At 71.5% G+C, this 24030-nt stretch carries 21 protein-coding genes and 1 tRNA gene; 14 read left to right on the forward strand and 8 right to left on the reverse strand.

Going from position 1 to position 24030, the window contains the following annotated elements; all coding sequences use genetic code 11:
- Positions 1–203 precede the first annotated feature (203 nt).
- From ACZ8ZB_RS14615 to ACZ8ZB_RS14630, 4 genes are all read left to right on the forward strand, one after another.
- On the forward strand, positions 204–1415 hold the full coding sequence (locus ACZ8ZB_RS14615; protein WP_470738159.1) for an MFS transporter: 1212 nt from the start codon (positions 204–206) through the stop codon (positions 1413–1415).
- Positions 1416–1680: 265 nt separating this feature from the next.
- A tRNA-Arg gene (locus ACZ8ZB_RS14620) sits at positions 1681–1753 on the forward strand.
- Between the two features lie 288 nt (positions 1754–2041).
- Positions 2042–2308: a hypothetical protein gene (locus ACZ8ZB_RS14625; protein WP_470738160.1), complete on the forward strand. Its 267-nt coding sequence runs from the start codon at positions 2042–2044 to the stop codon at positions 2306–2308.
- Positions 2305–2751: a hypothetical protein gene (locus tag ACZ8ZB_RS14630; protein ID WP_470738161.1), complete on the forward strand. Its 447-nt coding sequence runs from the start codon at positions 2305–2307 to the stop codon at positions 2749–2751. Before ACZ8ZB_RS14625 ends, ACZ8ZB_RS14630 begins: the two co-directional genes overlap by 4 nt.
- Positions 2752–2904: 153 nt before the next feature.
- On the opposite strand, the gene ACZ8ZB_RS14635 is transcribed toward ACZ8ZB_RS14630, so the two are convergent.
- Positions 2905–3219, reverse strand: a complete 315-nt coding sequence (locus ACZ8ZB_RS14635) for a hypothetical protein (RefSeq protein WP_470738162.1) — start codon at positions 3217–3219, stop codon at positions 2905–2907.
- Between the two features lie 683 nt (positions 3220–3902).
- Between ACZ8ZB_RS14635 and ACZ8ZB_RS14640 the strand changes: the two genes are divergently transcribed.
- Positions 3903–4295: a helix-turn-helix domain-containing protein gene (locus tag ACZ8ZB_RS14640; RefSeq protein ID WP_470738163.1), complete on the forward strand. Its 393-nt coding sequence runs from the start codon at positions 3903–3905 to the stop codon at positions 4293–4295.
- A 76-nt stretch (positions 4296–4371) separates the two neighbouring features.
- On the forward strand, positions 4372–4782 hold the full coding sequence (locus ACZ8ZB_RS14645; RefSeq protein WP_470738164.1) for a VOC family protein: 411 nt from the start codon (positions 4372–4374) through the stop codon (positions 4780–4782).
- A gap of 381 nt (positions 4783–5163) precedes the next feature.
- On the opposite strand, the gene ACZ8ZB_RS14650 is transcribed toward ACZ8ZB_RS14645, so the two are convergent.
- Entirely contained in the window at positions 5164–5835 is a 672-nt protein-coding gene (locus ACZ8ZB_RS14650) for an enoyl-CoA hydratase-related protein (protein ID WP_470738165.1), read from the reverse strand.
- An 879-nt stretch (positions 5836–6714) separates the two neighbouring features.
- On the opposite strand from ACZ8ZB_RS14650, the gene ACZ8ZB_RS14655 reads away from it, so the two are divergent.
- The 4 genes from ACZ8ZB_RS14655 to ACZ8ZB_RS14670 all read left to right on the forward strand — a co-directional run bounded on the left by ACZ8ZB_RS14655 (position 6715) and on the right by ACZ8ZB_RS14670 (position 9187).
- A complete protein-coding gene (locus tag ACZ8ZB_RS14655; protein ID WP_470738166.1) occupies positions 6715–7002 on the forward strand; it encodes a DUF4190 domain-containing protein in 288 nt (95 codons plus the stop codon).
- A 226-nt stretch (positions 7003–7228) separates the two neighbouring features.
- The gene (locus ACZ8ZB_RS14660; RefSeq protein WP_470738167.1) at positions 7229–8050 is read left to right on the forward strand and encodes an SAM-dependent methyltransferase; all 822 of its coding nucleotides are present in this window, start codon (positions 7229–7231) and stop codon (positions 8048–8050) included.
- Positions 8051–8092: 42 nt separating this feature from the next.
- The gene (locus ACZ8ZB_RS14665) at positions 8093–8602 is read left to right on the forward strand and encodes a glutathione peroxidase (protein ID WP_470738168.1); all 510 of its coding nucleotides are present in this window, start codon (positions 8093–8095) and stop codon (positions 8600–8602) included.
- A gap of 81 nt (positions 8603–8683) precedes the next feature.
- Complete coding sequence (locus ACZ8ZB_RS14670) at positions 8684–9187, forward strand: MerR family transcriptional regulator (protein WP_470738169.1); 504 nt, start codon at positions 8684–8686, stop codon at positions 9185–9187.
- 117 nt (positions 9188–9304) lie between these two features.
- On the opposite strand, the gene ACZ8ZB_RS14675 is transcribed toward ACZ8ZB_RS14670, so the two are convergent.
- From ACZ8ZB_RS14675 to ACZ8ZB_RS14685, 3 genes are all read right to left on the reverse strand, one after another.
- Positions 9305–9496 carry a DUF397 domain-containing protein gene (locus tag ACZ8ZB_RS14675; RefSeq protein WP_470738170.1) on the reverse strand — a complete coding sequence of 64 codons (192 nt, stop codon included), beginning with the start codon at positions 9494–9496 and terminating at the stop codon, positions 9305–9307.
- A gap of 226 nt (positions 9497–9722) precedes the next feature.
- Positions 9723–10580 carry a helix-turn-helix domain-containing protein gene (locus ACZ8ZB_RS14680; protein ID WP_470738171.1) on the reverse strand — a complete coding sequence of 286 codons (858 nt, stop codon included), beginning with the start codon at positions 10578–10580 and terminating at the stop codon, positions 9723–9725.
- Between the two features lie 317 nt (positions 10581–10897).
- On the reverse strand, positions 10898–11653 hold the full coding sequence (locus ACZ8ZB_RS14685) for a GOLPH3/VPS74 family protein (protein ID WP_470738172.1): 756 nt from the start codon (positions 11651–11653) through the stop codon (positions 10898–10900).
- Between the two features lie 342 nt (positions 11654–11995).
- Between ACZ8ZB_RS14685 and ACZ8ZB_RS14690 the strand changes: the two genes are divergently transcribed.
- The 3 genes from ACZ8ZB_RS14690 (at position 11996) to ACZ8ZB_RS14700 (ending at position 18377) form a co-directional block, all read left to right on the forward strand.
- On the forward strand, positions 11996–14596 hold the full coding sequence (locus ACZ8ZB_RS14690; protein ID WP_470738173.1) for a D-alanyl-D-alanine carboxypeptidase: 2601 nt from the start codon (positions 11996–11998) through the stop codon (positions 14594–14596).
- Positions 14597–14707: 111 nt separating this feature from the next.
- Complete coding sequence (locus tag ACZ8ZB_RS14695) at positions 14708–16573, forward strand: MFS transporter (protein ID WP_470738174.1); 1866 nt, start codon at positions 14708–14710, stop codon at positions 16571–16573.
- A gap of 238 nt (positions 16574–16811) precedes the next feature.
- Positions 16812–18377 carry a sodium:solute symporter family protein gene (locus ACZ8ZB_RS14700; RefSeq protein WP_470738175.1) on the forward strand — a complete coding sequence of 522 codons (1566 nt, stop codon included), beginning with the start codon at positions 16812–16814 and terminating at the stop codon, positions 18375–18377.
- Between the two features lie 6 nt (positions 18378–18383).
- Here ACZ8ZB_RS14700 and ACZ8ZB_RS14705 read toward each other — a convergent pair whose 3' ends face one another.
- A complete protein-coding gene (locus tag ACZ8ZB_RS14705) occupies positions 18384–19502 on the reverse strand; it encodes an ADP-ribosylglycohydrolase family protein (protein WP_470738176.1) in 1119 nt (372 codons plus the stop codon).
- 365 nt (positions 19503–19867) lie between these two features.
- On the opposite strand from ACZ8ZB_RS14705, the gene ACZ8ZB_RS14710 reads away from it, so the two are divergent.
- Complete coding sequence (locus ACZ8ZB_RS14710; protein WP_470738177.1) at positions 19868–20386, forward strand: DUF2165 domain-containing protein; 519 nt, start codon at positions 19868–19870, stop codon at positions 20384–20386.
- A 347-nt stretch (positions 20387–20733) separates the two neighbouring features.
- Here ACZ8ZB_RS14710 and ACZ8ZB_RS14715 read toward each other — a convergent pair whose 3' ends face one another.
- Both ACZ8ZB_RS14715 and ACZ8ZB_RS14720 read right to left on the reverse strand, forming a co-directional pair.
- Positions 20734–21300 carry a L,D-transpeptidase gene (locus ACZ8ZB_RS14715; protein ID WP_470738178.1) on the reverse strand — a complete coding sequence of 189 codons (567 nt, stop codon included), beginning with the start codon at positions 21298–21300 and terminating at the stop codon, positions 20734–20736.
- A 126-nt stretch (positions 21301–21426) separates the two neighbouring features.
- A complete protein-coding gene (locus ACZ8ZB_RS14720; RefSeq protein ID WP_470738179.1) occupies positions 21427–24015 on the reverse strand; it encodes a bifunctional FO biosynthesis protein CofGH in 2589 nt (862 codons plus the stop codon).
- Between the last annotated feature and the right edge of the window lie 15 nt (positions 24016–24030).

A 24030-nucleotide genomic window follows, 5' to 3' on the forward strand; every position in this document is an offset into this window, starting at 1 on the left:
TCCTCACGGCGGCCCCGACCGGCCCGGCGCCGGCTCCCCGGCCCCGCCCCGCACCGCACCACTCCGCGCCTCCCCGACCGTCCCGCTCCGGAACAGGAACGCAGCGGGTAACGGCGGGCGCGCCCGCCCGTGCCATGACCTCTGTCGGACCCGGCGCCCTGGGACACCGGGGCACCGCACCCGACCACATCCGAAGAGACGACATGACCGTTCAAGAAGAGACGCACACGCCCGTCACGCCGCAGAAGCAGGTGTCCCCGGCCCGGGGATGGCTGGGCGTGGCCGCCATCACCGCCAGCCTGTTCGTCTTCCTCACCACCGAACTGATGCCGATCGGCCTGCTCACCCCGCTCAGCGAGAGCCTCGGGGTCTCCGTGGGCGCGGCCGGCCTGATGGTCACGGCGCAGGGTGTCGCGGCCGGTCTCGGCGTGCCGTTCATCGTGGCCTGGACCCGCCGCGTCGACCGCCGTCGGCTGCTGACCGCGCTGCTGGCCGTCCTGGCCGTCGGCAACCTGATCACTTCGGTCGCCCCGAACTACCCGCTGATCCTGGGCACCCGCCTGATCATGGGCTTCGCCAGCGGCGTCTTCTGGGCCATCGGCGTCAGCATGGCCATGCGCATCGTCCCGGAGAAGCACGCCAACCGGGCCGCCGCCGTGGTGATGTCCGGCATCTCGATCGCCACCGTCGTCGGCATTCCCCTCGGCACCCTGCTCGAGAGCGCCGGCGACTGGCGCACCACCTTCCTGATCTGGGCCGGCCTCAGCGCTCTGGTGTTCCTCGCCGTCGCCCTCACGATCCCGTCGCTGCCGTCCGCGAACACGGTCTCCGTCCGCGAGGTCTTCGAACTGCCCGTCAGGAACGTGCCCCTGCGCGTGGTCCTGGTCATGGTCGTGCTCTTCGTCCTCGGCCACTTCGGCGCCTACACCTTCGTCCGTCCCTACCTGGAGGAGAGCACCTCCGCCACCGCCGGCTTCGTCACCGTCGTCCTCGTCGTCTTCGGCGCCGGCGGCGCGATCGGCAACTTCATCGGCGGCCGGACCGTCGGAAGGAGCCCGCGGGGCAGCTTCGTCGGGGGCGGCCTGCTCCTGGTCACCGCACTCGTCGTGCTGCTGGCCCTCGGCACGAACGACATCGGCGTGATCGCCGCCATGGTCCTGTGGGGCGTCGCCTTCGGCGTCGTCCAGCTCAGCCAGATCACCATGACGCTCGCGGCCGCGCCCGAGACCTTCGAGGCCGCCATGTCGCTCAACACCATGGCCTACAACACCTGCATCGCCCTGGGCGCCCTCGTCGGCGGCCTCTTCGCCGACCACGCGGGCGTCACGAGCGTCATCCGGCTCGGCATCGTCCTGGTCGCCCTCGCCGTGATCCTCCGCGCCACCACCGGCCGCCGGAACACGCCGACGGGCTGACCCCTCCCGCACGTACTCGCAAGGGAGCAGCCTGAAGAACCCGCAGGTCAGCAAGTGGTCCACCCGCCGCTCCGCCCAGCGCGCACTATCCGAGTCCCCCCACGGACGCCCATCCGCTACCCTGTTCCCTGGTCAGCCGTTGGCGTGGCCCCTGTCAGGCAGCAATGCTGCTCAGCAGGGTCCGCACCGCGTCCGGCCGGCGGGCTTGGCCTCCTTGCCGAAGATCCACTCGCTGGATCTCCTCCAGGGCCCCTCCAAGCCCTCCGCCTTCGTAGCTCAGGGGATAGAGCACCGCTCTCCTAAAGCGGGTGTCGCAGGTTCGAATCCTGCCGGGGGCACAGCCAGAAGGGCCGGTTCGAGAGAGCTTTTCTCCGGGGCCGGCCCTTCGCCGTTTCGAGGACCGCGCAGGACGGCTGTCGCCACGTCGTCCGCGGGTACGCGCCCGATTCATCGGGAGGAACGTCAGAGATCGCCCTTCCTCGATCACCCGGAGGACCTAATACCTCTGATCGCCTGGCGGTGACCTGGAGAGACCGGTGCCCTGAACGGGGATGACGACAGGGACTTCCGGGCCGGGCCGTGGAGAAAGTCAGGTCGCCTGACGCAGAGCGTGGCATACTTCAAGTATGGCAACTCGGAAGATCACCATCACCGTTCCGGAAGAGCTTGTCGAATCGATCAAGGAGCGTGTCGACGCACGAGGGGTGTCCGGCTACATCGCGGCCGCCGCCGCCCATCAGGACGCCATGGACCGGTTGCGCGAGCTGGCCGAACGCTTTGAGGAGGAGCACGGGCCGGTGACGGACGACGAGCAGCAGGCAGCGCTGGACCGCATCGCCGCCATCGACGGTTGGCATGACGAGCGGCGATCGCGCCCCGGTGCGTCCGCATGAGCCGCGGCGCCCGAACAAAGCTGCACCAGCCACGACAACGCGTCTTCGTGTTCGACTCCGAGGCCCTTTCCAAGGCGATTCAAGGAGATCGGGAGATGGTCGCGCTGATCAAGGCGGCTCCGCGGCTCGACATCCCCGTCGTCACCTCGGCCCTCACCACCTTGGAGGCATGGGATCCTCGCGAAACGCCGAGGCAGGCACTGTGGAACTGGACGCTGTCCCGGATCCGCATCGTGCACACGGACGACCGGGTGATCGCCACGGCACGGGACATGGTGAAAACCGCCGGTCTGCACGGACACAAGTACGCCATCGACGCCGTCCTCGCGGCCGTGGCCGCACGGGAAGCCGAGCGGGGAGCCCAGGCAACCGTCTTCACCTCGGACACCGACGATCTGAACCAGCTTCTCGCAGGCCGCCCCGTACGGGTCGAGAAGGTCTGACGGGACACGTGCACCTCGCTCGGGTTGCTCGCCGGCTTCCGCCGGGCAACCCGCACCTTCACCGGGCGGCACCCACCAGCACGTATTCAACACGTGTGTGCCTCTGCCGAGTTGCTTTGCAGGGCTGCACCACGGTGCGGGACCAGACGGTGTTCACTGCGTCCACACCCGCTGGAACTCTTCGGTCGGGATGATCTCCAGCAGGCCCTCTTCAGGGTCGACCGCCTGGTCTGTCAGGCCGCCGTGCTCGTCCTCCAGGTGCTCCCAGCTGTACCGGTGGAGCCGGCCGGCCGAAGTCAGCTCGGCTTGCTTGATGGCGACCAACTCGCCGCGGTCGGGTACGGCCTCGATGTACCACAAGCCACCCTCCTCGTCAGCGTGACGAAAGTGGTGCCGCAGGGTGGCGTTCTCATCGAGTGCTCGAAAGCACGTCACGGTCTCTGCTTGGATGCGCTCCAGGTCGACCACGGGTTCATCGTGCCAGCGAGCGCGCGGGTTGCTCCGCCCTGACATCCACGCGTGACATCAACGACACCGGACGCCGGCAGTCCTAGGCGGCCCGACACGGCCAGTGTGGGCGGGTGGTTCCCTGGCAGTGCCGAGGAACGATCGAACTCCTGAAGCGGGGTCGCAGGTTCGAGTCCTGCCGGAGGCACACTGCATTACTGCTCTGACCTGGTGTCTCCCCCACCAGGGAGGCGCTCTGGTCGGCCTCGGACTTCTCGTCCGGGGCCGTTTGCGTGAGCGGACGGAGAGTTGATCTCCGAAATATCCCCGACGGATCAGCGTCATCCGGCACGGACTTCTCCACGTCATCGGGCTCTGTGGCCCCGCTTCGGGAGCAGTGCTCCCGGAGGTGGCGCGGGCACACGGTACGAGTCGGACTGCGGCCTCGGCGATCGCCGGGTCCGCCTCGGGCAGCGGACTCGGGTACGTGTCGGCTGTGATGGTGGTGGAGGGGCGGCCGAGCATCTCCTGGTTCTCCTTCGGTCCGGCCCGGCCGCGGGCTCGGGCAGCGTGGCGTTCTCCACCCGTATGATCTGCCGTCGACCCAGGCTGCCGGGAGGGGAGCTGGGAAGGGAGTGGCTCGGGAAGTCCCGGAAGCTCCGCCGCCCAGGGTCTGTCCGAGTGGACCGTGAGGAGATGGGGTCGTGAGCCGCGCTGCAGAAGAGACCAATCGCCGTATGCTCCGAGCGCGTGACGTGATGGACCGCGACTACGCGCAGCCGCTGGACGTCCCCGCTCTGGCCCGCATCGCGCATGTGTCACCGGCGCATTTCACACGTGTCTTCCGGGCCACGTTCGGTGAGACACCACACCGCTACCTGCAGCGTCGCCGCGTGGAACGGGCGATGTTCCTGCTGAGGGAGACCGACCGCAGCGTGACAGACATCAGCTTCGAGGTCGGTTTCACCAGCCCGGGCACCTTCAGCCGCACGTTCCGCGACATCGTCGGCCGGTCGCCGCGGACGTACCGCAAGGAAGCGGTCGCCGCGGGCGTGCCGACGTGCTTCACGATGACGTGGACCCGGCCGTATGCCTGACCGGCCGGCAGAACGCCCTGACGACTGAGCAGTTTTGGATAAGTTCTCGCCCTGACCGATCGCTAGTGTCAGTGTCATGTTCAACGCCATCACGCAGTCGCAGATATACGTCCTCGACCAGGACGAGGCCATCGACTTCTACGTCGGCAAGCTCGGCTTGGAGATCACCGCAGACATCGACATGGGGTTCATGCGCTGGTTGACCGTCAGCGTTCCCGGCCATCCCGAGCGGCAGATCCTTCTGGAGAAGCCGGGGGCGCCGGCGATGTCGGAGGAGACGGCGGAGCAGGTGCGCGAACTGGTGACCAAGGGAGCCATGGGCGGCTGGCTCATCCTCACCACGGACGACTGCCGCAAGACCTACGAGACGCTGCTCGGGAAGGGGGTGGAGTTCACCGAGGAACCCACCGAGCGTCCCTACGGGATCGACTGCGGTTTGCGCGACCCCTTCGGCAACCGCATCCGCTTCACCCAGCCGAAGGGCTGAGACACTCCGGCGCTTGACTGGACCCGTTCGAGACCGGACGACGAAGGTGCACGGCCTCATGGCCCCGAGGACCGGTACACGATGGCCGGCATGCAGGGGCGGACACCCGGCATGCGGCACGGCAGCCCTGTACGGCAGGCGCACCGGGTCGAGCGGGGAGCGACGGCAGGCGAGATGGGGTCCAAAGGGGCGCCCGTCTTCCGTCCGCCCAGGTCAGCGCCTCGACTGGACCCGGAGCTTCGCGGCTCCCGAGGTGAGGGTTCAGGCCGTCGGCGCCAGGCCGGCCCCTCGACGTGTGCGAGGCCGGGCCGCGGGCGTGCCACCGGGTGCGCTGTTCCGGGACGTCGGCGACCGGGGTGCGGGACATCGGCGTGGTGCCGGTCAGCCGAGCGGGTCGGTGGTGTCGCGCAGGGTGGCCAGGGCCGGGGCGTACATGCGGGCCTTGATGGTGCCGAGGGTGGCGCCGGCCTTGTTCACCTGGGCCTGGGCGATCTCGAGGGCGGTGGAGCGCACGGCCTCCTCGGGGACCGCCCGGTCGACGATGTCGGCAGCGGCTGCGTCGGCGCCACCGTAGCGGCGGGCGGTGACCATGGCCTCGTGCGCGGTCCGCGGCGCCAGCCGGGACTGGATGAGGGCGGCCATGCCGGGGGTGAAGGGGATGTCGATGTCCGCTTCGGGCAGGCACCAGTAGCCGCGGTCGGCGCGCATGACGCGAAAGTCGTGGGCGAGGGAGAACATCGCGCCGGCGGCGAACGTGTGGCCCTGCAGCGCGGCCACCGTGACGACCGGCAGCGACAGCATCCGCGCGAACAGCTCGTGGACGGAGACGACGTAGTCGTGGTACTGGTCGGCGTGGGCGAACAACCACTCCAGGTCGAGCCCGTTGGAGTAGAACTTGCCGGTGGCGGCGGTGACCAGAGCGCGGGGTCCCTCCGCCTTCTCCACCTCGTCGAGCGCGTCACCGACCGCGTCGATCCAGTCGGGGTGGAAGCGGTTCTCGCCGTCCCCCAGATCGAGGACGAAGACGTTTTCCCGACGGTCGAGCGAGGGCATGGCGGCTCCTTCGACGAGCGATCTACTCGCCAGTAACTTATGGGACATGGCATGGGTCCCGCAAGACAGGTGAGTCCGAAACCCGTGCTTTCCGAGGTCCTGGGGTCGAGTGGCGGTCCCCCCTTCCTCGGCCGACGAAGCGGCAGCCCAGGAGCGGGACCGTTCAGCCTCTCCCCTGAAGGAGGGCCGCAGGCGCGCGTCCTGCCGGCCCTTCGCGGTGCTCGCGGTCGTGCGCCACGCGTGTGGCTACGGGGAGGAGTCTCCGTCCGGGGCGGGCCCGGGCTCCGGGACGAAGAGGCTCAGGCGGAAGACGGTCGGGTGTGCCAGGCGTCCACAGAGCGTGTCCGCCCGCACCGCCGTCCGGTCGGTCCCTGCGTCCGACGCCCGCAGGCGGCGGATGTGGGCGTGCCATTCCGACTCGTCCCGGGTCTCGAAGAGCACTTCCCAGCGGCCCGCGCCGGGTGCGAACCGGGCAGCGGTCCGCCGCGCCTCGTCCCGCTGTCGACGTCTCCTCCTGCGCTGCCCCGGCACAGGCCCAGTACCACCGGACCTCCCCTCGGCCGGCTCCGGTCGGGGTCGCGTTCCAGGGGCCGGTCGGAAGACGGTGCAGGCCGCCCGGGTGCCGGCCGGGGCGGGTCACGTGGTGCCGGCGTCCGCCCTGTGCAGCGCCTGGGCCAGCAGCAGGGCGCCCCCCGGCCACCGCCCTCGCACCGACGGCCAGGTCGCCGCGGGTGAAGGGCCCGGCGGGAGCCCTGCAGGGCACCGGGCGTACGGCCGGCTGACATGGGAGCGCGGCGAGGGGGCATTCGGAACGAGCAAGTCAAGAGTAAGGAAACTGCGGCCCGTTCGGTCCGTGCAACCGACAACCGGGAGTATCCAATGACGAGTTACGGCAGCTCTTCCGCCGCGTCCTCCGGCTCGCGCACCAACGGCCTGGCGGTCGCGAGTCTGTGCTGCGGCATCGTCGGACTGTTCGTCCTGAACATCATCCTGGGCCCGTTGGCCATCGTCTTCGGTGCCGTCGCCCGCCGCCAGGCGTCGGTCAAGAACGGTGCCGGGATGGCGAAGGCCGGCATCGTCCTCGGCATCGTCGACGTGGTCCTGTGGCTCGTGCTGCTGCTCGTCGCCGCGAACAACGGCGGGTTCAGCTGGTACGTGGGCGGCTAGCGGCCCCGCGGGAGGACGAGTGCGTGCGGGTGGGTACCGGGTGCCCACCCGCGCTCCGCTGTGCGGCCGCGGGAACCGGCGAGCCGGCGCCCAGCCGTGCGACGAGCGGTACGCCGGGGCCGTGCCGGCGCGGCGTTCTCACGTTCGCGAACTCCCCCTGTTCAAAATCCGGTTCGCCTAGATCGAGGCAACTGGCCTTTGACCGCCCACCCCAGGAGACTCACCCGTGCCCGGGGACATCACCCAGGACGGCTCCGGTTCCGCGACCCGTGTCCGGATCGACACGACCAAGCCGCACTCGGCGCGGTTCTGGAACTACTTCGTCGGCGGGAAGGACCACTACAAGGTCGACCGGGAGACAGGCGACCGGATCGAGGAGATCTTCCCCGGTCTGGTGGACGTGGCGCACACCAGCAGGCGGTTCCTGGGGCGGGCCGTCCGGTACCTCGCCGGTGAGCAGGGCATACGGCAGTTCCTGGACGTGGGCACGGGACTGCCGACCGCCGACAACACGCACGAGGTGGCCCAGCGCGTCGCCCCGGACGCCCGGATCGTGTACGTCGACAACGACCCGATCGTGCTGGCCCACGCGAACGCCCTGCTCACCAGCGCCCCCGAGGGGAGGACGGCGTACCTCGACGCCGACCTGTACGACCCCGAGGCGGTGCTGCGGGCCGCCACCGGAACGCTCGACCTGTCCCGGCCGGTCGCCCTGGTGATCCTGAACACGCTCGGCCACGTGGCCGACTACGAGCAGGCCCGCGACCTGGTGCGCCGGCTCATGGCGGGGCTCCCCGCGGGCAGCCACCTGGTGATCGGCGACAGCACGGCCACCAGCGAGGGCGTGATCGCCGCGTCCGCGGCGTACAACTCCAGCGGCGCCGTGCCGTACCACGTGCGCGGCGTCGACGAGATCGCCGGGTTCTTCGACGGACTGGAACTGGTGAAGCCGGGCGTCGTACGGGTGCCGGAGTGGCGACCGGACACGGACGACGACGACACGGCGGCGACCGTGGACGCCTACTGCGGCGTGGGCCGCAAGGCCTAGGAGCGCCGCCCCGCCGCGCGCCGTGGGACTAGGCTCCCGTTCATGACGACTGCAGAGAACAACGGCTCCTCTCCCCTCGACGTCGAGATCGGTGCGCTGGGCGGTGGCTCCGCCGGGCTCGGCCGGTACGCGGGGCAGGTCGTGCTCGTGGTGAACGTGGCTTCCAAGTGCGGGCTGACCCCGCAGTACGCCGGTCTCGAGCGGCTGCACGAGCGGTACGCGGAGCAGGGCTTCACCGTGCTCGGCGTGCCCTGCAACCAGTTCCTCGGGCAGGAGCCGGGCAGCGCGGAGGAGATCGCCGAGTTCTGCTCGGCGACGTACGGCGTGACCTTCCCGATGACCGAGAAGATCGAGGTCAACGGGGACGGGCGGCATGCCCTGTACGAGCGGCTGACCGGGTTCGCCGACGCGGAGGGGCACAGCGGGGACATCCGCTGGAACTTCGAGAAGTTCCTGATCGGGCGGGACGGCGAGGTCGTCGCCCGGTTCTCGCCGCAGACCGAGCCGGAGTCCGCTCAGGTCGTGACGGCGGTGGAGAAGGCGCTCGGCTGACCGTCGGCCTTGCCCCCGGGGGCAGGGCTGAGCGTGTCCGTCGCCGGGCGGAGGGACCGTCCGGCGACGGAGGATGCCGACGTGGGCGAGGAACTGAGCGGTATCGGGGCGTTCGCGGCGCGGGCGCGGCTGTCGGCGAAGGTGCCGCGCCTGTACGACCGGCTGGGGCGGCTGGCTCCGGCACGGGTCGACGGGGCCACCGGCTACCGGTTCCACCGGCCCGGCCAGGTCGAACGCGCCCGGCCGGTGGCGCTGTCGCGGCAGTTCGACATGCCGCTGGCCCGGATCGCCGAGGTCGTCGGCGAGGCGGCGGCGCGGGCCTGGGCGGAGCGGCGGGGCCGGGCCCGGGGGACGGCGGTGCGGGTGGAGCCGGCACCGCGGCTGGCCCGCACCCGGGTCGCCAAGGCGCAGGTGGCGCATCCGCAGATCCTGGCCGCCTTCGAGGCGGTGGAGGAGTGGATGGAGGCGGAGGGGCTGACGCCGACGGGCCCCTGCCGGGAGGTGTACTTCGCCGACTGGGGCGCCGCGGGTCCCGAGGAACCGGTGTGCGACGTGGCCTTCCCGGTGGCCCCTGCGGAGGGCTGAACCGAAGGGCCACGGGCCGAGCCCTCTCGGCTAGGACGGCGAACTGGTCGAGAGGGCCCCGTCGGTGGTGCTCGTGCCGGTCCGGTGTCGCCCGGTGGTCGGTCGCCGGACCGGCGGTCAGCTCCTGACCGAGGCCACGAAGGCGCTCCACGCGTCCGCGGGGAAGGACAACTTCGGCCCCTCGGGGACCTTGGTGTCCCCGAGTTCCAGCGCCACCTCGGTGGTCGACCTGACCATCACGCACGCGCCGTTGTTGTTGGTGTAGGAGGACGTCGTCCACGTTTCCGTGGCGCCCAGACGAATTGCCATGTTCGCTCCGTAGCCAGATGCTGAGTCGCTGTCCCCGTCCCGCGTGTTCCGGCGTGGACCCGCAGAACGGATTTCGCCAACCCTTACTGGTGGTTGGCGTGATCGACGCTACTCGCCGACATCGTGTTCCGGAGCGGCTGTTCACTCGACCGGGTGGCATATACCAGGTGAGTCTTCCAAGCCGGCATGTCAGGGGTGTACCATCCCGCCGCCTCCCGGCCGTTCTTCAGCGCGCGTAGTCCTTCGCGAGGCGCTCGACGAGCTGCCGGGACGCCTCCACGTTCAGCGACTGGGCCCGCAGGTGCTCGTACATCACCGTGTACTTCTGCACGTCGTGCGGCTTCTCCAGGTACAGGTCGCTGGTGACGCCCTCGATGTAGACGACGCTGGAGTCGGCCGCGTCGGCGAACTCCAGGATCGAGTACTGGCCGTTGATGCCGGCGTGCGCGCCGACCTCGAACGGCAGCACCTGCACGGTGACGTGCGGCAGCTGGGACAGCTCCATGACGTGCTCCAGCTGTTCCCGCATCACCTGACGGCTCCCGACGACCCGGTGCAGCGACGCCTCGTCCAGCACCACCCACAGCCGCAGCGGGTCCTTCTCGGCGGTGATCCGGCTCTGCCGGCGCAGCCGGACCTCGACCCGCTTGTCGTTGTCCTGCTCGGACGACTCCGGCGAACCGCCCTGGACGATCGCCTCGGCGTACGCGCGGGTCTGCAGCAGGCCGGTGATGATCTGGGGTTCGTAGACGCGGAGCGACTCCGCGTCCGTCTCCAGCCCGATGTAGACGCTGTACGGGATGTCGCCGAAGGCGTGCCACCAGCCCTGCTGGCGCGAGTCCTTGGCCATCTGCATCAGCGACTCGACGATCCGCTGGTCCTCCACCTCGTAGACCCCGCACAGATCGCGGACGTCACGCTGGCTGATGCTCCGCCGGCCGTTCTCCAGGCGGCTGATCTTCGACTGCGACACCAGCAGCCGCTCCGCCACCTCCTCGGCGGTCATGCCCTTGACCTCGCGGAGCCGGCGCAGCTCCTGGCCCAGTCGGCGCCGCCTGACGGTGGGATTGACATTGGACGCCACGGGACGTGCACCTCCGGCTGCGTGCCTCGTACTACTGCCACTTTGCGTGTCTGCTGTCGAGCAGACTGCCACCACGGCGCTTCCCGCCGCTGGGAAACAGCGGATATACGGCGGGCACACGCCACTTCACGGTGCGGCGGCGGGTGTCGGCCCGCGAGGGCGCCGGACGCGGGTGCGCCGAGCGGGGCGGGGAGAACCCGTGCGTTCTCCCCGCCCCGCTCGGACTGCGGCTCCCGTGACCGGGTCTGTCGGCCGTGGATCCCTCTGCCGCGGATCCGCCGGCCGTGTCGTGCTGTCGGCCTCGGGTGACGTACGGCTCAGTGGGCCGCGGCCCGTGCCATGGATCCGTGGTGCGGTTGCGCCGGAACGCCTCGGGCGGGTTCCGGTGCGCCCCGGCCGCCGACGGGGGCCTGCCGGCCTGCCGGAGCGGGGCTGCGGCGCGGCTGGGCCGCCGCGCCGTTCTGGACGTCCATCACGGCGTGCGCGACGAGTCCGCCCATCGGGTCGTGCCGGATCAGGTCCCGCAACCGGGAACGCGAGGAGCGCCCCTCGTTCCCCGGGTACAGGTGCTTGCCGAGGCCGACCGCGTGCGCCAGTGCGGCGAGCGCCGCGGTCCGCGGGTCCGGCGGTACGCCGGTGCGGATCGCGGAGTCCAGCCGGGCCCTGATCTCCCGGCTGATCTCGGTGTCCGTCGCCTGGTAGCGAGTCGTCGGCAGCACCCCGCACATCTGTCCGGCCACGGCGTGCACCATGCCGCACCGTTCCAGATGTGAGAGGTAGGTCTGGCGCAGCCCGAGACGCGGCCCGCCGATCCAGTGGACCGCCCGTACCGGAGCGCCGCGCCTTCGCAGCAACTCCAACGCGCAGTCCAGTGTTGGGTCTCCAGTCGGCCGTGGCACCACCACGGCGATACGATCCCCGTCTGGGGCTATCCGTCCGGCCAGCGCCAGCTCCACTAGCTGTGCTCCGGCCAGACCCAGGTCGAGCGACTGCGGCTGTGCAGTGGTACCCGTGGCCGGGTCCAGTGCCAGCAACAGAAGCTCCTCCGGAAGTGTTCTGCGGCTCCTGCCCATCCATGCCTCCCCGCGTGGATGAATGACAGGGTGACCCCTCTCACATTGGTCTGTCGAGGGTGCGTGACCGGTTCGTAGTGGAACCAGTAGGTATGTCGTTCTCGTCTACCACGTGGGGGACGCCCGCACACAGGACACTGGTACTGGTTCGGACAGCGCTGCGGAGTGCTGTCGCGGGCGGGGCGGTTCACGGTTCGGTTGGCGCACGCGGGACGTGCGGCACATGAGGAGGCATCGGTGGCGGGCGAGTCCCCCGACAGGTCGAAGCAGCGCGAGTCGTCGGAAGAAACGACGTCGGGGAACGGGGGCCCGGTTCCCGGGAAGCGGGATCCCCGGTTGGCGGTGAGCCGCGAGGCCGAGTCCTCGGAGAGCCGCGGGAACGTCGACACGGCCACCCGTGTGCTGTCCGCGCACGACGGCGCACCCGCCGACGGGGGCGACGGGTCCGGTCGCCTGCGGGAGGCGGCGGCCACGTGGGTCCGCTCGGCGGAACCGGACGAGGACGGGCCGGAGGACGCCGCCGACGGGGCGGAGGACGCCTCCGGGACCGGTACGGCCGCGAACGCTCCGGAGCCCGGGGCGGAGCCGGAGTCCGGCCGGGCGGACACCGCGGACGAGGACGCCTCCGAGCGGACGGCTGCCGCCGCGGAGCCGGAGGACGAGGACGCGGACGAGGACGCGGACGCGGGCACGACGGACGCCTCCCGCGATCAGGAGGACCCCGGGAACGCCGGGCGGGAGACGTCCACCGCCACGGCCGGCGCGTCCCGCGCCGGGGACGGGCCCGAGAGCGCCGCGCAGGCCGTCTCCGGGACCGGCGCGGACGCGCACACGTCGACGTCCGCAGTCGGCGCCTCCCACGGCCAGGACGGGCCCGAGGAGGCCCGGAAGGACGCCTCCGGGGCCGGCTCGGACGCGGACGCACCCGAGACCGCCGCCCCCGAGGACGACGCGTCCCGCGGCCGGGACGAGGCCGGGAAGGCCGCCTCCGGGACCGGCGCGGACGCGGACGCGCCCGAGGCCGCCGGTGCCGCGCACAGCGCGTCCCGTGCCGTGAAGGGGCCCGGGAACGCCGGAACGCCCGCGGACGCGCCCCGGGACGAGGCCGGGGACGCCGTGCAGGACGGACCGGGCGCGGGTGCGGAGGAGGATGGCTCCCCCGCGGACGCCGGTACGGCGAAGACCGCCGCCTCCGCGGGCGCGGACCCGGGCGAGGAGGGCCCCGAGGCGGGTCCGTCGTCCGAGGACGGCGACGGGGAGCCGGCCCCGGGAGCCCGGGATGCGGCCGACGACGCCTCCGCCGGGGAGGGCGGCGGCCGGCACGACGAGGACGGGACCGGAGCGGCGGACGACGCCCCCGAGGCCGTCGGCGCGAAGGACGAGGACGAGGACCGGGACGGCCGTCCGAAGGCCGGGGGGCCCGTCGACCAGCCCACCGCCGTGTTCCGGACCGGGCGGCCCTCCGCTCCGGCCGTGGACCAGCCCACCACCATGCTCAAGCTGGGCGCGGCGGGTCGTGAGGCCGAGGCCGAGGCCGAGCGGACCAGCAAGTTCGTCGCGCTCAAGCGGGACGAGGACCTCGGCGTCCGCAGGCCTTCCGCCACGCCCGCCACCTCGCTCCCGCAGATCGGACCCGAGCGGACCACGCAGCAGCCGCTGCCGCCCAAGCCGCCGCTGGACCTGCTGGCCGAGCTGACCAACACCCCGCCCCCGCCGCAGACCCCGCTGCGGACCGCCGTGCGGCGGGTCAAGATCTGGACGCCGCTGGTCCTGCTGCTGGTGATCGTGTTTGCGGTCGTACAGAACGTGCGCCCGCTGCCGGCTCCCACCCTGGTGCTCACCGCGGAGGAGACCCACACCTTCGACGGCGACCAGGTGAAGCTGCCCTGGCCGGACGAGGGCCAGGGTTGGATGAGCGGCGACGGCATCGGCACGATGGACCACTTCGGTGGGCAGAAGCCGGTCGCCATCGGCTCGGTCGCCAAGACCATGACGGCGTACATCATCCTGCGCGAGCACCCGCTGAAGCCCGGCGAGGAAGGCCCGAAGATCGAGGTCGACGCGAAGGCGGAGGAGGAGGGCGGCTACTACAAGGACGGCGAGTCCACGCTCCACACCGTCAAGGCCGGCGACTTCCTCACCGAGAAGCAGGCGCTGTCGGCCGTCATGATCCCCTCCGCGAACAACATCGCGCGTCTGCTGGCGCGCTGGGACGCGGGCTCCGAGGAGGCGTTCGTCAAGAAGATGAACGACACCGCCAAGGAGCTCGGGATGACCGACACGACGTACACCGACCCCTCGGGGCTGAAGGAGACCACCGTCTCCACCGCCGAGGACCAGACGAAGCTCGGCATCGCGGCCATGAGAATTCCGGCCATGGTGGCCATCACCAGCGCGGCCAGCTGGACGGACCCGACCGGGAAGTACTGGACCAACTACAACGAGCTGCCCTACACCATGGGCGCGATCGGCATCAAGACCGGCTCCACCACCAAGGCCGGCGGCAACCTGCTCTTCGCCGCCCGCAAGGAGGTGGACGGTCAGACGGTCACCGTCGTCGGCGCGATCCTCGGCCAGCACAAGGGCCCGTCGATCCTGGAGACGGTCAACGAGGTCAGCGAGCCCGCGCTGCGCGCCGCCCAGGAGGCGCTGACCTCGACGAAGATCCTGAAGAAGGGCGACGTCGTCGGGTACGCGGACGACGGTCTCGGCGGCCGTACGCCCGTCGCCGTCACCGAGGACGTCAAGGCCGTCGGCTGGGCGGGGCTGTCGGTGAAGCTGACGTTCGCCGCGGACGAGCTGCCGCACACGGCGGAGGCCGGCACGAAGGTCGGCACGCTCACCGTCGGCGACGGCACGGGCGGCGCCGTCGAGGTGCCGGTCGCTCTGCAGAAGGACCTCGTGGAGCCCGGCTTCACGGAGAGACTGACGCGTCTCACCTGATCCGGGACCGTACGGAGCCGGCGGCCGCCGCCCACCCGGGCGACGGCCGCCGGGCTGCGTGCTAGCGTCACGAAACGGGCAAGCGGAACGGGATACGGGGAGTGCCTTCAGGTGGCCACAGCGGAGCCGACACGCGCCGACGACGCAGATCCGGACCCGGGATCCGGCCCACGAATACCGGTGTCCGGGACACGGCGGACCCCCGAGGGCGCTGAGGAGACCCCGGGCGCTTCCGGCACCCCCGGCGCCCCCGTGGCCGCCGTCCTCGCCGTGCGCGCCCGCATGCTGCCGCACCCGGTGCTGTCCGTCACCGCGCTCGCCGGCCTGCTGCACATCGTCTGGTTCTTCACGTTCGCCAACAGCGGCGGCGACCTCGCCGCGCAGGACGCGTGGGCCGAGTTCGTCGGCCGGCACCCGGACTCCGCGTACAACCTCGCCTGGTACGGCGGCATGCACCCGGTGTCGTACAGCGTGGTGTCGCCGTACCTGATGTCCGTCCTCGGGGTGCGGACCACGATGATGATCGCGGGCACGGTGTCGGCAGGGCTGCTGACGCTGGTGCTGATGCGCAGCCGGGCGGTGCGCAACCCCCTGTGGGCGGCGCTGGCCGGGGTGTTCGCGCTGCTGTGCAACGCGGCCTCGGGGCGGGTGACGTACGGGCTCGGCACGATGTTCGCGCTCGGCGCGGTCGCCGTCGTCTTCTGCTGGCCCCACCGCTGGCGCTACAAGCGCTGGGCGAAGGCCCTGTGCGCGGCCCCGCTGGCGGCGCTGGCCACGATGGCCTCGCCGGTCGCGGGACTGTTCGTGGGCCTGGTGGCGGTGGCGCTGTTCCTGCAGAAGCGCCTGCCGGGGGCCTGGGCGCTGGGTCTCGCGCCCGCCGCGGTGGTGGCGGTGTCGGCCTGGCTGTTCCCGTTCTCGGGAACGCAGCCGATGGGCATCGGCTCGGTGATCCTGCCGCTGCTGTACTCGGTCCTGGTGTACGTCCTGGTCCCCGCGGAGTGGAGGACCGTACGGATCACGGCCGCCGTGTACGGGCTGGGGATCGTGCTGGTCTGGCTGATCAGTTCGCAGATCGGGTCGAACATGACCCGGCTGGCGATGCTGTTCGGCGGGGTGGCGCTGGTGGCGGCGCTGCCGTTCGCGGTGCCGAAGTCCCTCAAGTGGTACGCGATCGTCGTCGCCTTCATCGGCTTCACCGGCTGGATCGGCTTCAAGTCGGTCGACGACGTGGTGCACACCACGCCGCGCGCGGCCTGGGCGCGTGAACTGGCGCCGCTGGTGAACGAGCTCCAGGAGGCCGGCGCCGGACGGGGCCGGGTGGAGGTCGTCCCGGCCCGCTCGCACCGTGAGGCGTCCGCGCTCGCTCCGTACGTCAATCTGGCCCGGGGCTGGAACCGGCAGGCCGACATGGAGCGCAACCCGCTCTTCTACGACGACACCCTCAACTCGGCGAACTACCGCGAGTGGCTGAAGCGCTGGGGCGTGCGCTTCGTGGTGCTGCCCAAGGACGAGCCGGACGGTGACGGCGGTCAGCGGGAGCGGGAGCTGGTGCAGCGCGGTCTGCCGTACCTGAAGCAGATCTGGGGCGACGCCAACTGGCAGCTGTTCGAGGTGGACGACCCGACCCCGCTCGCGGAGCCGAACACGGTGGTGGAGCGGGCCGAGCAGGGCGAGTGGACGCTGCGGGTGGAGAAGGCGGGCCGGGTCCTGATCCGCGTCCCGTACTCGCCGTGGCTGAGCCTCGTCGACGCGGAGGGCAACAAGCTGGAGCCGCCGCAGGAGACGGAGGAGTCCGAGAACCGTCCCGAAGGTGAGCCGAGGACGTACGAGAACGTCCACGGCTGCCTGATGGAGACGGAGGAGGACGCGGAGGGCGACACCTGGACGATGCTGCTGGCGCCGGAGCCGGGGACGTACCGCCTGGCGGCTCCGTACCGGTGGGACCGGGGGACGCCCTGCCCGGACGAGCTGCGCTGACCCCGGACGAGCCGCGCTGACCCCGGGGTTCCACCCCCTCCCGCCCGTTCACAAACATGAACGCGGGTCAATGAGTCGAACATTTTTACGTTCTCTTGACCTGACGCTTTATTGTCATGATCGCGCCATAACGCCCACGATGAGCGGGCACTTCGCGGCCTTCCTCGTCCCTACCCCGCTCAGGCGAAGTGCCAACCAGCTGAGCGGAGTTCACAAGGAAGACCCTGGAAGGGGGGACATGAACAGTCTCGACTGGGCGGTTCTCATCGGATACTTCGCCGTGATGGTCGGCATCGGTGTCTGGTCGCACAAGCGGGTGGACAACGTCAGCGACTTCTTCACGGCCGGCGGCAAGATGCCGTGGTGGCTCTCCGGTATCTCCCACCACATGTCCGGGTACAGCGCGGTGATGTTCACCGGCTACGCCGGCATCGCCTACACCTACGGTGTGACGTCCTTCGTCACCTGGTCGTTCCCCATCGCCCTCGGCATCGCCATCGGGTCGAAGCTGTTCGCCCCGCGGATCAACCGGCTGCGCTCCCGGCTCCACGTGGCCTCACCGCTGGAGTACCTGAAGAACCGCTACGACCTGAAGACCCAGCAGGCGCTGGCCTGGTCCGGCATGCTGCTGAAGATCGTGGACGTGGGCGCGAAGTGGGCGGCGATCGCCACCCTGCTGTCGGTGTTCACCGGTGTCTCGCTCAACCAGGGCATCCTCATCACCGGCGTCGTCACGGCGATCTACTGCACCATCGGCGGCCTGTGGGCGGACGCGCTGACCGAGCTCGGCCAGTTCATCATCCAGCTGCTGGCCGGTCTCGCGATGTTCTTCGCGGTGCTGGTCGAACTCGGCGACCACGGCGGGTTCCTCGGGGCGTGGGACGAGCCGGAGCTCCAGGGCCACGGGGAACCGCTGGCCGGACCGTACGGCACGATCTTCCTGCTGGCGTTCCTGTTCATCAAGCTGTTCGAGTACAACGGCGGCATGCTCAACCAGGCCCAGCGCTACATGGCCACCCCCACCCCCAAGGAGGCGGAGCGCTCGGCGCGGCTGTCGGCGGTGCTGTGGCTGGTCTGGCCGCTGGTCCTGTTCTTCCCGATGTGGATGTCGCCGCTGCTGGTGGAGTCCCAGAAGGCGGACGGCTCCGACTCCTACGCCCTGATGACCGAGCAGCTGCTGCCGCACGGTCTGCTGGGCCTGGTCATCGTCGGCTTCTTCTCCCACACGATGGCCATGTGCTCCTCGGACGCCAACGCCATCGCGGCCGTCTTCACCCGTGACGTGGCGCCGGTGCTGTCGGCGAGGGCGCGGGCGTGGGGCGAGCGGTCCGGCCTGCTCGCGGCCCGGATCACGACGGTGGTCTTCCTCGGCCTGTCCATGGCGGTCGCGACGCAGGTCAACTCGCCGACCTTCAAGGACATCATCACGGTCGTCATCAAGTGGGTGGCCGGACTGATGGGCCCGATCGCCATCCCGATGATGCTGGGCCTGCTGCGCCCGTTCCGCCGCTCCGGTCCCACGGCGGCCATCACCAGCTGGGGCATGGGCCTGCTGGCCTTCTGGCTGGTGAACTACCCGATCCACTGGGCCGTCGACGGCGGCGTGCCGCTGGAGTACCAGGTCTCCATCCCGCTGGCGGTCTCGCTGATCCTGTACGTCCTGATCGGCTACGTGAAGCCGGAGGACACCCCGGAGCGGATGGCCGTCATCGAACGCGTCAACACCGACGGCGACGACGACTCGGCCGCGGCTGCGGTCCCGGCGCCGGCCCCGGCGGAGAAGACCGCCCGGGTGCGGGACTGACGGCCCTCAGGCGCCCCTCGGGTACCTCGCCAGCCAGGCGGGGGACGAGCCGGCGGGTCCGTGCAGCGCGGACCCCTGGGTCATCTCCATCGCGAAGTCGTCGGCGAGTTCCAGGATCGTGGGACGGCCCTCCAGCTCGGCCAGCCAGGCCGGCGGGAGAGCCGTCTCGCCGTGCAGCGCCCCGAGCAGCCCGCCGGTCAGCGCCCCGGCGGCGGCGCTGGGTCCGTCGTGGTTCACGGCCAGGCACAGCCCCTGCCGTACGTCCTCCCCCACCAGCGCGCAGTACACGGCGGCGGCGAGCAGCCCCTCGGCGGTGGCGTTCCCGACCAGCTCGGTGACCCGCCGCGGGGCGGGCCTCCCCTGCCGTACGGCACCCAGCGCGTGCTGGAGCGCGTCCGACACCGGCTGGTGCCCCGGCCGGGCGGCCAGCAGCCCGAGCGTGCGCCGCACCGCCGCGTCCAGGCCCTCGCCCCGGGCCAGCGCGTGCACGATCACGGCGTACGCGCCCGCCGTGAGGCAGGCGACCGGGTGGCCGTGGGTCTGCGCCGCGCACTCCACGGCGAGCTGCGCGACGAGCTGCGGATCCCAGCCGACGAGCAGTCCGAACGGCGCGGACCGGGCGGCGGCCTCGGGCCCCGCCTCACCGGGGTTCTTGGGCGCCTCGAGCGTCCCCATGGTGTCGTCCCCGAGTCCCAGCAGCAGCGTGCGGGCGGGGTCCCGGCGGGCGTACAGCCACTCCTCGCGCGCCAGCCATCCGTCGTCCTCGCGCCGCTCGTCCGGGCCCCAGTCCCGCTGGGTGGTGGCCCAGCGCAGATACGCCCGGTGCAGATCGGTCGGCGGGTGCCAGGCGCCGGTGTCGCGCCGCACCTGGGCGCGGATCAGGCCGTCCACCGTGAAGAGGGTGAGCTGGGTGTGGTGGGTGACGGCGCCGCGCCGGCCGTGGGCGGGGGCGAGGTCGACGAGGCCCTCCGCGCCGTGCGCCTCCCGTATCCCGTCGGCCGTCACCCCGTCCACGGGCGCGCCCAGCGCGTCCCCGAGGGCCACCCCGAGCAGCGTCCCGCGCACCCGGCCGCGGAAGTCCTGCTGCTCGCGACGCCCCCACACGAGCCCGGCAGTACCGCCCACCAAGACCTCCCGGGCACCGTCCGTACGTACGACGCCCAGCACTGTAATCGAACGGGAACGGCCGGTTCGGGGAGCGATGCGGTACGCGGGGTGTGGGGCGTGTGAAGTCAGCGGCCGGAAAGGGCCTGAGGGGGTCTCGGCCGTCGCGGCGCCGTTCCCCCTCGGGCGGGATGTCGCATTCGCCCGGAACAGCTCGTGCTCGGCGCCGCGGGCCACGAGCCCGGCGCGTCGGCGCCGTCGGGCGATCCGCTGCGTCGACAGTCGTTCCCGCACCACGCGCACGCCCCCCACCCGTGTCCCGACCGCCCTCGTTCTGGTTCAACTCCCCTCGGGTACAAGCTGTTTGCACGGGGAAGGAAACCGCCATGCCCACCACACATCCGCGTGGCTCCCTCCCCCTCACCGCCACGCTGCTCACCGCCTCCGTCGCCCTCTACATGGCGCTGGTCGCCTTCGGCAACATCACGGACTTCGGGACGAACCAGGAGTTCGTCCGGCACGTGCTCGCCATGGACACCACGTTCAGGGACGACGACCTGATGTGGCGCGCGATCACGAACAGGGGCGTGCAGGACGCCGCGTACGTCGCGATCATCGTCTGGGAGACGGCCGCCGCGCTGGTCCTGGCGTACGGCGCCTGGCTCTGGACCCGCCCCGACCACGCGCACGCCCGCCGCGTCTCCACCTACGGCCTGCTGATGGTGATGCTCCTCTTCGGCGCCGGCTTCATGGCGGTCGGCGGCGAGTGGTTCGCGATGTGGCAGTCGGAGGACTGGAACGGCCTGGACGCGGCCCTGCGCGTCTTCGTCCTCAGCGGCGTGGTCCTGCTGGTCAACCACCTGCCGGACCGGCGGAGCGGGCGGTCCGCGCATCACCCCGACTGACTTCGGAACATGTTCCGAAGCACTGCCGATCCGTGTCCACTCCCACGGTCGCCCTCTCAGGACTGTCGAAGAACGCACGTCGGCGCTTCGAAGCCCTGCGCCGCGATCCACCGTCCCGAGCCGGCCCGGCCGTCGGCACGGGCTCCGCGGCCGGCCGGCCACCGGCGGCCCCGGCGGCCGGGACCACCCCCAGTGGGAGTACGAGGTGACAGCGGGCGGCCGCGTCCGCTGCCTCGTCGACGAGGCACGCCGCACGGTTCGTTTCGTGTACGCGTCCACTCGCCGCCCGAAGGGCACCGAGCAGCCTCGCACGTCGCCGCGACCGGTGTTCCCGTGCTCCGGCGCGCCTACTCGACGACCCGGACCGTCGTGCCCGCCTCCCCGAAGGTCCACAGGGCCTTGCCGTCGGACTTGGCGACGCGGATGCCGCCCGTCTGCGCGCCCGGCTCGGCGGGCGGGGGCGAGGAGCCGTCGACCGCGTTGGAGAAGGCGACGAAGACGCCGGACTTCTGGGCGAAGTACATGATGTGCTCGACCGGGACGCCGTCGCTGCCGGTGGTGGCCTCGGTGCGCTTGCCGATCGTGTACGTGCCGGGGTCCGGGGCGACCGTGCCCGGCCAGACCGCGAAGGAGCGGAGGGGGGCGTCGCGGGCGTCCACCAGCCAGACCCGTTTCTCGCCGAGGGAGTAGACGATCCGGCGGCCGGTGCCCGAGTCGGCCGGTACCGCCGCCGGTTTCTCCTCCTGCGGCTCGGCGGACGGTTTCGCGTCCGCCGTCGCCGACGCGCTCGGCCGGGGCGTGGCGGCGACGGGCTTCGTCCCCTGGTCCGCCTGGACGGCCAGGACCACCACCGCGGCAATCGCCCCCGTGGTCAGCCCGGTCACCCAGGCCCACGAGGGAAGACGGGCAGGCACCGGTACGCATCTCCTCAGCTACGGGTCCCGATCGAAGGCCACGGGTTCCGGTCCGAAGACCGCGGGTTCCGATCGAACGCGGTTCGGATCATCCTACTGCCAGCACCCGTGCGTCCCCGGCCCGTCTCAGTCCAGCACCGGCAGCAGTTCCGGGAGGTGACCGTCCGACGCCTCCGCCGCGCGACGGCGCTCCTCCGGCACCTCGCCGTACAGGGTCGTACGGGGCCTGGCGGGGCGTCCGGCGGCCTCCGCGACCGCGATCAGGTCCTTGACCGACTTGTAGGAACCGTACGACGAGCCCGCCATCCGCGAGATCGTCTCCTCCATCAGCGTCCCGCCGAGGTCGTTCGCCCCGGAGCGGAGCATCTCCGCCGCGCCCTCCGCGCCCAGTTTCACCCAGCTCGTCTGGATGTTGGGGATGTGCGGGTGCAACAGGAGGCGGGCCATCGCCGTGACCGCGCGGTTGTCCCGGACCGTCGGGCCGGGACGGGCGATGCCTGCCAGGTAGACGGGGGCGTTGGTGTGCACGAAGGGGAGGGTCACGAACTCCGTGAACCCGCCGGTCCGCTGCTGGATCCCCGCCAGGGTGCGCAGGTGGCCCAGCCAGTGGCGGGGCTGGTCGACGTGGCCGTACATCATCGTCGAGGACGAGCGGATGCCCAGCTCGTGGGCGGTGGTGACCACCTCGGTCCAGGTCGCCGCCGGCAGTTTGCCCTTGGTCAGGATCCAGCGGACCTCGTCGTCGAGGATCTCCGCCGCCGTGCCGGGGATGGTGTCCAGGCCGGCCTCCTTCGCCGCCGTGAGCCACTCCCGGATCGACATGCCGGTGCGGGTCGCGCCGTTGACGACCTCCATCGGGGAGAAGGCGTGCACGTGCATGCCGGGGACGCGCTCCTTCACCGCCCTCGCGATGTCGAAGTACGCCGTGCCGGGCAGGTCGGGGTGGATGCCGCCCTGCATGCAGACCTCCACCGCGCCCACGTCCCACGCCTGCCGGGCGCGGTCGGCGACCTGGTCGAGCGAGAGGGTGTAGGCGTCCGCGTCGGTGCGGCGCTGCGCGAAGGCGCAGAAGCGGCAGCCGGTGTAGCAGACGTTGGTGAAGTTGATGTTGCGGGTGACGATGTACGTCACGTCGTCGCCCACCGCCGACTTGCGCACGTCGTCCGCGACCCGGCACAGCGCGTCCAGGGCGGGTCCGTCGGCGTGCAGCAGCGCCAGCGCCTCCGCGTCGGTCAGCTTCGTCGGGTCGTCGGCCGCCGTGCGCAGGGCCCCGCGCACGTCGGTGTCGATGCGCTCGGGCACCATGCCGGGGGCGGCGGCCTCGCGCAGGGCGTCCCAGTCGCCGTAGACCTCGTCGAAGTCCTCGCGCCGGTCGCCGGTGCGGCCCTCGGTGTCGATGGTGCGGTGCAGGTCGGTGCGGCCCGTCGCGGTGAACGCCTCGTCCGGCTCCTGCCAGGGCAGCCCCTGCGGGAGCGCGTCGGGGCGTGCCAGGCCGGTGGCCGGGTCGGCGAGCGCGGCCACGTGCGGGCGCAGCCGCGGGTCCAGCCACGGCTCGCCCCGCCGTACGAACTCCGGGTAGACGCAGAGCCGTTCGCGCAGCTCGAAGCCGGCCGCCCGGGACTTCCGGGCCAGTTCCTCGATCCGCGGCCACGGGCGCTCGGGGTTGACGTGGTCGATGGTGAGCGGGGAGACCCCGCCCCAGTCGTCGATCCCGGCCGCGATCAGCCGCCCGTACTCGGCGTCGACCAGGTTCGGCGGGGCCTGCAGACAGGCGGAGGGGCCGAGGACCAGCCGGGCGACGGCGACCGCGGCGACCAGCTCGTCGAGTTCCGCGTCCGGCATGCCGCGCATCGCGGTGTCCGGCTTGGCGCGGAAGTTCTGGATGATCACTTCCTGGATGCCGTGGTGGGCGCGGGCGACCTTCCGCAGCGCGAACAGCGACTCGGCCCGCTCCTCGTAGGTCTCGCCGATGCCGATGAGGATGCCGGAGGTGAAGGGGACCGAGGAGCGGCCCGCGTCCTCCAGGACCCGCAGCCGCACGGCCGGCTCCTTGTCCGGGGAGCCGTGGTGGGGGCCGCCGGGCTCGGACCACAGACGGGTGGCGGTGGTCTCCAGCATCATGCCCATGGAGGGCGCGACGGGCTTCAGCCGCTGGAAGTCCGTCCAGGTCAGGACGCCCGGGTTGAGGTGCGGGAGGAGTCCCGTCTCCTCCAGGATCCGGACGGAGACCGCCCGCACGTACGCGATCGTGTCGTCGTAGCCGTGCGCGTCGAGCCACTCGCGCGCCTCGGGCCAGCGGTCCTCGGGCTTGTCGCCGAGGGTGATGAGGGCTTCCTTGCAACCGAGCGCGGCGCCCTTGCGGGCGACGTCCAGCACCTCGTCCGGCGACATGAACATCCCGTGCCCGGCCCGGCGCAGCTTGCCGGGCACGGTGACGAACGTGCAGTAGTGGCACTTGTCCCGGCACAGCCGGGTCAGCGGGACGAAGACGCTCTTCGAGTACGTGATGACACCGGGCCGCCCCGCCGCCCGGAGCCCCGCGTCCCGCACCCGGGCGGCCGACGCGGAGAGGTCCTGGAGGTGCTCACCGCGCGCCTGGAGCAGGACCGCCGCCTCGGAGACGTCCAGGGAGACGCCGTCCCGGGCGCGTCTGAGGGCGCGCCGCAGGGAGTTCTCGGTGGGGCCGCCGGTTCCGGTGGTCACGGAAGTCGTCATCCCTTGAGCATACGT

The sequence above is a fragment of the Streptomyces sp. 12E genome (genome assembly GCF_055633275.1).

Bases quoted from the DNA above. Each gene is read 5' to 3' on its own strand.
- ACZ8ZB_RS14615 (WP_470738159.1), top strand. From the start codon at position 204: ATGACCGTTCAAGAAGAGACGCACACGCCCGTCACGCCGCAGAAGCAG.
- ACZ8ZB_RS14685 (WP_470738172.1), bottom strand. From the start codon at position 11,653: ATGGGCAGGAGCCGCAGAACACTTCCGGAGGAGCTTCTGTTGCTGGCA.
- ACZ8ZB_RS14700 (WP_470738175.1), top strand. From the start codon at position 16,812: ATGAACAGTCTCGACTGGGCGGTTCTCATCGGATACTTCGCCGTGATG.
- ACZ8ZB_RS14650 (WP_470738165.1), bottom strand. From the start codon at position 5,835: ATGCCCTCGCTCGACCGTCGGGAAAACGTCTTCGTCCTCGATCTGGGG.
- ACZ8ZB_RS14675 (WP_470738170.1), bottom strand. From the start codon at position 9,496: ATGGCAATTCGTCTGGGCGCCACGGAAACGTGGACGACGTCCTCCTAC.
- ACZ8ZB_RS14710 (WP_470738177.1), top strand. From the start codon at position 19,868: ATGCCCACCACACATCCGCGTGGCTCCCTCCCCCTCACCGCCACGCTG.
- ACZ8ZB_RS14630 (WP_470738161.1), top strand. From the start codon at position 2,305: ATGAGCCGCGGCGCCCGAACAAAGCTGCACCAGCCACGACAACGCGTC.
- ACZ8ZB_RS14625 (WP_470738160.1), top strand. From the start codon at position 2,042: ATGGCAACTCGGAAGATCACCATCACCGTTCCGGAAGAGCTTGTCGAA.
- ACZ8ZB_RS14645 (WP_470738164.1), top strand. From the start codon at position 4,372: ATGTTCAACGCCATCACGCAGTCGCAGATATACGTCCTCGACCAGGAC.
- ACZ8ZB_RS14665 (WP_470738168.1), top strand. From the start codon at position 8,093: ATGACGACTGCAGAGAACAACGGCTCCTCTCCCCTCGACGTCGAGATC.
- ACZ8ZB_RS14720 (WP_470738179.1), bottom strand. From the start codon at position 24,015: ATGACGACTTCCGTGACCACCGGAACCGGCGGCCCCACCGAGAACTCC.
- ACZ8ZB_RS14655 (WP_470738166.1), top strand. From the start codon at position 6,715: ATGACGAGTTACGGCAGCTCTTCCGCCGCGTCCTCCGGCTCGCGCACC.